The organism is Pseudomonas sp. UBA6276, from assembly GCF_002438365.1.
Classification (GTDB): Bacteria; Pseudomonadota; Gammaproteobacteria; order Pseudomonadales; family Pseudomonadaceae; genus Aquipseudomonas; species Aquipseudomonas coleopterorum.
On sequence record NZ_DJUS01000013.1, the window covers coordinates 1 to 7,737 of the forward strand.

General features: G+C 62.4%; 7 protein-coding genes and 1 pseudogene. 3 read left to right on the plus strand and 5 right to left on the minus strand.

Annotated features, from left to right (window positions below; all coding sequences use genetic code 11):
* From B2V21_RS02185 to B2V21_RS02205, 5 genes and pseudogenes are all read right to left on the minus strand, one after another.
* The coding region (locus tag B2V21_RS02185; RefSeq protein ID WP_286915912.1) for a serine--tRNA ligase at positions 1 to 844 on the minus strand (844 nt) is incomplete at its 3' end.
* 26 nt (positions 845 to 870) lie between these two features.
* Entirely contained in the window at positions 871 to 1,245 is a 375-nt protein-coding gene (gene crcB, locus B2V21_RS02190; RefSeq protein WP_049860110.1) for a fluoride efflux transporter CrcB, read from the minus strand.
* Positions 1,242 to 2,567, minus strand: coding sequence for a replication-associated recombination protein A (locus B2V21_RS02195; protein ID WP_049860109.1), 1,326 nt, complete (start codon positions 2,565 to 2,567; stop codon positions 1,242 to 1,244). Before B2V21_RS02195 ends, crcB begins: the two co-directional genes overlap by 4 nt.
* A gap of 21 nt (positions 2,568 to 2,588) precedes the next feature.
* Positions 2,589 to 3,212, minus strand: coding sequence for an outer membrane lipoprotein chaperone LolA (lolA, locus tag B2V21_RS02200; protein WP_049860108.1), 624 nt, complete (start codon positions 3,210 to 3,212; stop codon positions 2,589 to 2,591).
* A 37-nt stretch (positions 3,213 to 3,249) separates the two neighbouring features.
* Positions 3,250 to 5,741 (minus strand): annotated as a pseudogene (locus B2V21_RS02205) (DNA translocase FtsK 4TM domain-containing protein).
* Positions 5,742 to 5,932: 191 nt separating this feature from the next.
* Between B2V21_RS02205 and B2V21_RS02210 the strand changes: the two are divergent.
* From B2V21_RS02210 to B2V21_RS02220, 3 genes are read left to right on the plus strand one after another with little or no spacing between them, the layout of a single operon-like run.
* Positions 5,933 to 6,160 (plus strand): hypothetical protein, encoded by a 228-nt coding sequence (locus B2V21_RS02210; protein ID WP_286915914.1) that lies wholly within the window; start codon positions 5,933 to 5,935, stop codon positions 6,158 to 6,160.
* Between the two features lie 9 nt (positions 6,161 to 6,169).
* Positions 6,170 to 6,850, plus strand: coding sequence for a leucyl/phenylalanyl-tRNA--protein transferase (aat, locus tag B2V21_RS02215; protein WP_286915915.1), 681 nt, complete (start codon positions 6,170 to 6,172; stop codon positions 6,848 to 6,850).
* 58 nt (positions 6,851 to 6,908) lie between these two features.
* Entirely contained in the window at positions 6,909 to 7,616 is a 708-nt protein-coding gene (locus B2V21_RS02220) for an arginyltransferase (protein WP_056842495.1), read from the plus strand.
* Positions 7,617 to 7,737 lie beyond the last annotated feature (121 nt).

A 7,737-nucleotide genomic window follows, 5' to 3' on the forward strand; every position in this document is an offset into this window, starting at 1 on the left:
GGTGCTGGCGGATCATGCCGCGGGTGTCGCGCCCCGACGCACCGGCTTCGCTGCGGAAGCACGGCGTATGGGCAACGAACTTGAGGGGCAGCTGTTTGACGTCGAGGATCTCGCCGGCCACGATGTTGGTCAGCGACACTTCGGCCGTTGGAATCAGATACAGATCGGCCTCGCCGTCACGGCTGATCTTGAACAAGTCTTCCTCGAACTTGGGCAGCTGGCCGGTGCCCTGCAAGGCCGGTGCCTGGACCAGGTACGGGGTGTAGGCTTCTTCGTAGCCATGCTCGCTGACGTGCAGGTTGATCATGAACTGCGCCAGGGCACGGTGCAGGCGAGCGATCGGGCCGCGCATGATGGCAAAGCGCGCGCCGGACAGCTTGGCCGCCGTTTCGAAATCCAGGCCGCCGGTCTTGCCACCCAGCGCGACGTGGTCCTGCACCGGGAAGTCGAAGGTGGCAGGCGTACCCCAGCGACGGACTTCGACGTTGCCGTCTTCGTCTTCGCCGACCGGGACCGATTCGTGGGGCAGGTTGGGAATGCCCAGGGCGATACCGTCCAGCTCACCCTGCAATTGCTCCAGCTCGACCTTGCCGCGGCCCAATTCTTCGGCGATGGACTCGACCTGCGCCTTCAACGCGTCGACGTCGCCGCCGCTCTTCATGACCTGGCCAATGGACTTGGACAACGCGTTGCGTTCGGCCTGCAGTTGCTCGGTGCGGGTCTGCACGGTCTTGCGCTGGGCTTCCAGCGCCTCGATGCGTGCCACATCCAGGACATAGCCACGGCTGGCAAGGCGATCCGCTACGTCCTGAAGCTGGCTACGTAACAGTTTGGAATCGAGCATGTCGGTCTCTCGTTTATCAGTATTGGTCAGATTTTAGTCAGTGCCAGGCCGGCCCAGGTGGCCAGCAGGCCGCCGAATACGCTCACTGCGCAGTAGCCCATGGCAACCAGTCCCTGGCCGCTTTCGAGCAAGCGCACGGTGTCCAGCGAAAATGAGGAAAAGGTGGTCAGGCCGCCCACGAACCCCACCATCAGTCCCGAACGGATTTCGACCGGAATGTCCGGGCGAATCATGAACAGGCCGTACAGGTAGCCGATGATCAGGCAGCCGACGATATTGACGGCCAGCGTACCGGTATAGAACAGGCGTGGCCAGTTCGCATTGATGTAGGTGGCGGTAAACAGCCGCAGCAAGGTGCCGACCACCCCACCCAGGGAGACCGCGATGATGGTCGGGATCACTCGGTTCTCCGCCGTCGGGGGCTGTTGTCGTCCAGGCTGGACAGATGTTTGAGCTTCTCGCCGATCTTCAATTCCAGGCCGCGAGGCACGGGTCGGTAGTAGTGGCGCGGGCTCAGTTGTTCGGGGAAATAGTCTTCGCCGGCCGCGTAGGCGTCGGGCTCGTCGTGGGCGTAGCGGTACTCGTCGCCATAGCCCAGCTGCTTCATCAATTTGGTCGGCGCGTTGCGCAGGTGCAGCGGCACTTCGAGGGAACCGTGCTCGGCTGCTTCGCGCATGGCCGCCTTGAAGCCCATGTACACAGCGTTGCTCTTGGGCGCGCATGCCAGGTAGACGATCGCCTGGGCCACGGCCAACTCGCCCTCCGGACTGCCCAGGCGCTCCTGCACGTCCCACGCCGACAGGCACAGGGGCAACGCGCGCGGGTCGGCATTGCCGATGTCCTCGCTGGCCATGCGCACCACACGACGTGCCAGATACAGCGGATCGCACCCGCCGTCGAGCATACGCGCGAACCAGTACAGTGACGCATCCGGATTGGAACCGCGCACTGACTTGTGCAGGGCCGAAATCTGGTCGTAGAACGCCTCGCCGCCCTTGTCGAAACGCCGACGGGTGTCGCCCAGCAGGCTCTGCAACAGTTCGGTGCCGATTTCCTCACCGTCTTCGGCAAGGTCCGACGCGTTCTCCAGCAGGTTGAGCACGCGGCGCCCATCGCCGTCGGCGGCCGCCATGAGCATGGCGAAGGCTTCGTCACCCAAGCGCAGTCGACGCTTGCCCAAACCCCGTTCCTCATTCAGCGCGCGATCGACCAGACGCCGCAGGGCCGCCTCGTCCAGGCTCTTGAGCACGTAGACACGAGCCCGCGAGAGCAACGCGTTATTGAGCTCGAAGGAAGGGTTCTCGGTGGTGGCACCGATGAAGATCAGCGTGCCGTCTTCCACATAGGGCAGGAAGGCATCCTGCTGGGACTTGTTGAAGCGATGCACTTCGTCGACGAACAGAATCGTGCGACGGCCATACTGACCGGCCTGCTGCTTGGCCACCTCGACCGCCTGGCGAATCTCCTTGACCCCGGCCAGCACCGCCGAGACGGTTTCGAAGTGCGCGTCCGAGACTTTCGCCAGCAGCCGCGCCAGGGTGGTCTTGCCCACGCCCGGCGGACCCCAGAAGATCATCGAGTGCAGGGCGCCCTGCTCCAGCGCTTCGCGCAACGGTTTGCCGCGGGCGAGCAGATGCTCCTGGCCGACATATTCGTCCAGGTTGCTTGCGCGCAGGCGGGCAGCCAGCGGCTGGGCGATGGGATCGCTGCGAAACAGGTCCATGGGCTGGCAATCGACCTCGAATTATTCCTGGATCACGTCCGCCCCTTTGGGGATGTCGAACTTGAACTTGCTGGCAGCGATGGGCTCGTTGGCCTTGACGTTCATGAACAGGATATTGGTGCGTTGGCCAACGCTGTCGATCAGCTGCATGTCATTGATCATGCCTTTGCGGAACGACAGGCGCAGCGAGTCGAACAAGGTGTCTCGCGTCTTGGGCTTGAGCACGAAATCGATCACGTCACCGGCTTCCTTGGCGCTGATGTCGAAGCTCTGGCTGATCTTCGACACGTCACCGGACAGCAGCAATGCCGGGGTCTGGGTCAGACGCTGGTCGAGATTCTTGATGGTGACCTGCTCCAGGTCCGGGTCCCACAAGGAGACCTTCTTGCCGTCGGAGACCATTAGCTGTTCCTGGGGCGCATCGGTGTGCCAGTTGAACAGGCCAGGGCGCTGCAGGGCCATCTCACCAGCGGTTTCCTGCAACTGGGTACCACTGCCGTCCAGGGTCAGCTGGGAAAAGCGGGCGGTCAACGTCTGGGATTTTTCCAGCAGTTGCGTCAAGCGCGCGACGTCCTTCTGGTCGGCATGCACCGACAGGCTGGACAGGGCCAGGGCAGAAACCAACAGCATGCGAATCAGGCGCATGGGAATCCTCGTTCTAGGGTAAGGCGCGAGCGTTGCATCAGTCGCGCATCGGGCCCGGCGCGATCACTTCGCGCGAGCCATTGGTATTCATCGGCGTGACCACACCGGCCATTTCCATGGACTCGATCATCCGCGCCGCGCGGTTGTAGCCGATCTTGAGCTTGCGCTGCACCGCTGAAATGGACGCGCGACGGCTCTCGAGGACGAAGTTCACCGCTTCGTCATAGAGCGCATCGCTCTCGCTGTCGTCACCGTCACCGCCACCGCCGCTGTTCTCGAAGCCACTGCCGGCCTCTTCGACGCCAGCCAGGATGTCTTCGTTGTAATCCGGCACGCCACGCTGCTTCCAGGCCTCGACCACGCGGTGCACTTCCTCGTCGGAAACGAAGGCGCCGTGGACGCGAATCGGCAGACTGGTGCCTGGCGGCATGTAGAGCATGTCACCGTGACCCAGCAGTTGTTCGGCGCCACCCTGGTCGATGATGGTGCGCGAGTCGATCTTGCTCGACACCTGGAACGCCATACGGGTCGGAATGTTGGCCTTGATCAGGCCGGTGATGACATCCACCGACGGTCGCTGGGTGGCCAGGATCAGGTGGATACCGGCAGCACGGGCCTTCTGGGCGATACGGGCGATCAACTCTTCGACCTTCTTGCCGACGNNACCACCACCACGATGGTCGGCAGGGTCTTGAGCAGCGGCGCCTCGTCATGAATGCTTTCACGCTTGTACAACGGGTCACTCAGCGGTTCGCCAGCCTCTTCGGCATCCTTGATCTTGCGGTTGAAGCCCGCCAGGTTGCGCACGCCCATGGCAGCCATGAGCTTGTAGCGCCGCTCCATCTCGGCCACGCTCCAGCGCAGCGCGTTGGCCGCGTCCTTCATGTCGGTGACCACCGGGCACAGCAAATGCGGAATGCCTTCGTAGATCGACAGCTCGAGCATCTTGGGGTCGATCATGATCAGCTTGGCGTCTTCAGGACCCGACTTGAACAGAATCGACAGGATCATCGCGTTCACGCCCACCGACTTACCGGAACCGGTGGTACCGGCCACCAGCAGGTGCGGCATCTTCGCCAGGTCGGTGATGACCGGCTTGCCGCCGATGTCGTGACCCAGGGCCATGGTGACGGGCGACGTGGCCTGATCGTACTGGGGCGAGGACAGCACTTCGGAGAAGCGTACGATCTGCCGGTCTTCGTTGGGAATCTCGATACCCACGGTGGTCTTGCCGGGAATGACTTCGACCACCCGCACGCTCAACACGGCCAGCGAGCGTGCCAGGTCCTTGGCCAGGTTGGAAATCCGGCTGACCTTGACGCCGGCTGCGGGCTGAATCTCGTAGCGGGTGATGACCGGGCCCGGGTGAATGGAATCGACGGTCACTTCCACGCCGAATTCCTTGAGCTTGACCTCCAGCAACTGCCCGACGGCCGCCAGCGACTCAGGCGAGTAGTTGACCTTCTTCTGTTCGGCCGGGTCGAGGATCGAAATCGGCGGCAGCGTACCCTGCACGGCGCTGTCGACGAACAACGACGCCTGTTTCTCCTTCTGCACCCGCGCGCTCTGCTCGGCAGGCTTGGCACTGGATGCGCCGAGGCTGCTTTCTTCGCTCAACGGCTTGATCGGCACCGCAGGTCGCGCAGGCTGGCTCGGCGCGATCTGAGCCGGTGCAGGATTGGTTGCGACCGAAGCGGCCGGCATGATCGGCGCCACGGGACGAGGCTGCGGACTCGGCTGGCTCGACAGCGTCGGTTCCACCGGCAAAGGCCGAGCGGGCTTGGGCTTGGCCAGATCCCGCGGTTCGCTCATCCGCGGCGCGGCGTAGGCTGGCTCGTCCACTTCGCGCAGTTGGGCCACCAGTTGCTTGCGTTCGGCACGCGCCGCCCACCAGCGGGTGACGGAGCCCTGCATGAGTTCGAGCAGATCGAGGGTGATCTTGCCGGTCATGTCCATGACCTTGAACCAGGACAGGTCGGTGAATACCGTCAGACCGAACAGGAACAACGCGATGAACAGCAGGGTACTGCCCTGGATGTTCAGGGCATTGAGCGCCAGGTTGCCCAGGCTTTCGCCCAGCGCACCCCCAGCTGACGCCGGCAGGCTGCCGGCGGAATGGAAATGAATGTGCGCCAGCGCCGCGCCGGAAAGAATCAGGAACACCAGGCCGATCAGGCGCCACGAGAACAGCCAGCCGCTCCACTGCCAGGGCTCATGGCGCTGACGGAAGATCTGCCAGGTCTTCACCGCCAGCAACAGCGGGAAGATGTAGGCAAAATAACCCAGCACCATGAACAGAATATCGGCGGCGAACGCACCGGCGCGGCCTGCAGCGTTCTGCACTTGGTCCATGTTGCTGCTGGTATGGCTCCAGCCCGGATCGGTCTGGTCGTAGGTCAACAACGCCATCCACAGATACAGGCACAGCGCGCCCATGGCGATCAGGGCGCCTTCCTTGAGGCGGTAGTGCATCTGCTGACGCCAGACAGGCACCGATGTGGGAGCGGATGAGGCAGTGGATTTCTTCAAAACGCTTGATTTCCTGCGCCTGTTGGAGCGCGCAACTGATGAATGACTAAAAACACGGCAAATGGCCAGTATCGGTTGGGAACGGGCCCTGCAAAGATCGCATTGTACGGGTTTGTCGGCAATTCGCGCATCCGCAATATGAGCATCTGCCGCCGTGCGCTTTCATACACCGCCATTGCGCCGAATCACAGATGATTCAACGACACATTACCTTTACCGACAAGACCTTACGCGCGGATCTTGAAGAACAGTCACGTGGGACTGCAAAAGCGCAGAAAAGTTACATGAAAGCTGCCACCCCAATCCTGTCCGGCATCGTGCAGGAAGACCGCGCTGCATCGGCGGTGCACGTTGGCGGACCAGCCGGATCATGGCAGGATGAACCCATCGCCCACCCGTACCACCCTCCCCTGCCGTAGCGAACAACCATGCTGACTTGGCTCAAACGAAACGAACTGGTCTTTCCACCCCTGAGCAAAGCCATGCGCGAGCCCAACGGCCTGCTCGCCGCTGGCGGCGACCTCAGTCCCGAGCGCCTGATCCAGGCCTACCGACACGGCTGCTTCCCCTGGTTCGAGGAAGGCCAACCGATTCTGTGGTGGTCACCCGATCCGCGCACCGTGCTGCTGCCCGCCGAAGTGCACGTTTCCCGCAGCCTGCGCAAAGTGCTGCGCCAGGGCCGTTTCAGGGTCACGTTCGACCGTGACTTCGCGGCAGTGATTGCCGAGTGCGCCGGGCCACGGAACTATACGGACGGGACCTGGATCACCGACGACATGCAACGTGCCTACCTCGCCCTGCACGAGCAGGGTCACGCCCACTCGGTCGAAGTGTGGGACGGCGATGCGCTGGTGGGCGGGCTCTATGGCCTGGCCATGGGCCGGCTATTCTTCGGCGAGTCGATGTTCAGCCGTGCCGACAATGCCTCGAAGGTCGGTTTCGTGACCTTGGTCGAACACCTGCAGCAAGCCGGGTTCGTGCTGATCGATTGCCAGATGCCGACCGACCATCTGCACAGCCTGGGTGCCAGGAGCATTGCCCGCGAGACATTTGCCGACTATCTGAACCAATACCTGGACCAGCCCAACAGCGCGACGTGGCGGCGCTAGGCGAGTTATCCAGCACTGGCATACACTGAACGTACTGGTTTCATTCCGAGGGTTCATCATGACTGAGTTGGCGCGCCTGAAGTTCTATGCCACTCAACCCCATTCGTGCAGTTACCTGCCCGACGAGCAAGCCACGACCTTGTTTCTCGATCCGAGCCAGCCGATGGACGTCAATGTCTACGCCGACCTCTCGGAAATGGGTTTCCGCCGCAGCGGCGACCATCTCTACCGGCCGCACTGCCAGCGCTGCAGCGCCTGCGTGCCAGCGCGCATCCCGACGGCGGGCTTTACCCCCTCACGCCAGCAGAAACGCATCCTCAAGCGCAACCCCGACGTGCAGGTGACCTGCGCCACCCCGCGCTTCACCGAAGAATATTTCGATCTGTACCAGCGTTACATCGAGCAGCGTCACGCCGATGGCGACATGTTTCCGCCCAGCCGGGATCAATTCTCGACCTTCTTGGTGCGCGACCTGCCCTTTTCCCGCTTTTACGAATTCCGACTGGAGGGGAAGCTGGTGGCGGTTGCTGTGACCGACGTACTGCCCAACGGCCTGTCGGCCGTGTACACCTTCTACGAACCGACCGAGGAACGCCGCAGCCTGGGCCGCCTGGCGATTCTCTGGCAGATCGAGGAAGCCCGTCGCTTGAATCTGGATGCGGTGTATCTGGGGTACTGGATCAAGAACTGTCAGAAGATGAATTACAAGACCCAATATCGCCCGATCGAGCTGCTTATCAACCAGAGATGGGTGACTCTTAACTGAACCCCTTGGCTTGAGCCCCCTTTTTCGGGCACAATGCACGCCGCTTTTGCCTGGCGCAGTTGCACCGGGCCATCAACTGGATACCGAGGGTTTTACTGCATGTCGAAAGAAGACAGCTTCG

Coding starts and splice junctions, on each gene's coding strand:
- aat (WP_286915915.1), top strand. CDS start 6,170: ATGCTGACTTGGCTCAAACGAAACGAACTGGTCTTTCCACCCCTGAGC.
- B2V21_RS02210 (WP_286915914.1), top strand. CDS start 5,933: ATGATTCAACGACACATTACCTTTACCGACAAGACCTTACGCGCGGAT.
- B2V21_RS02220 (WP_056842495.1), top strand. CDS start 6,909: ATGACTGAGTTGGCGCGCCTGAAGTTCTATGCCACTCAACCCCATTCG.
- B2V21_RS02195 (WP_049860109.1), bottom strand. CDS start 2,567: ATGGACCTGTTTCGCAGCGATCCCATCGCCCAGCCGCTGGCTGCCCGC.
- lolA (WP_049860108.1), bottom strand. CDS start 3,212: ATGCGCCTGATTCGCATGCTGTTGGTTTCTGCCCTGGCCCTGTCCAGC.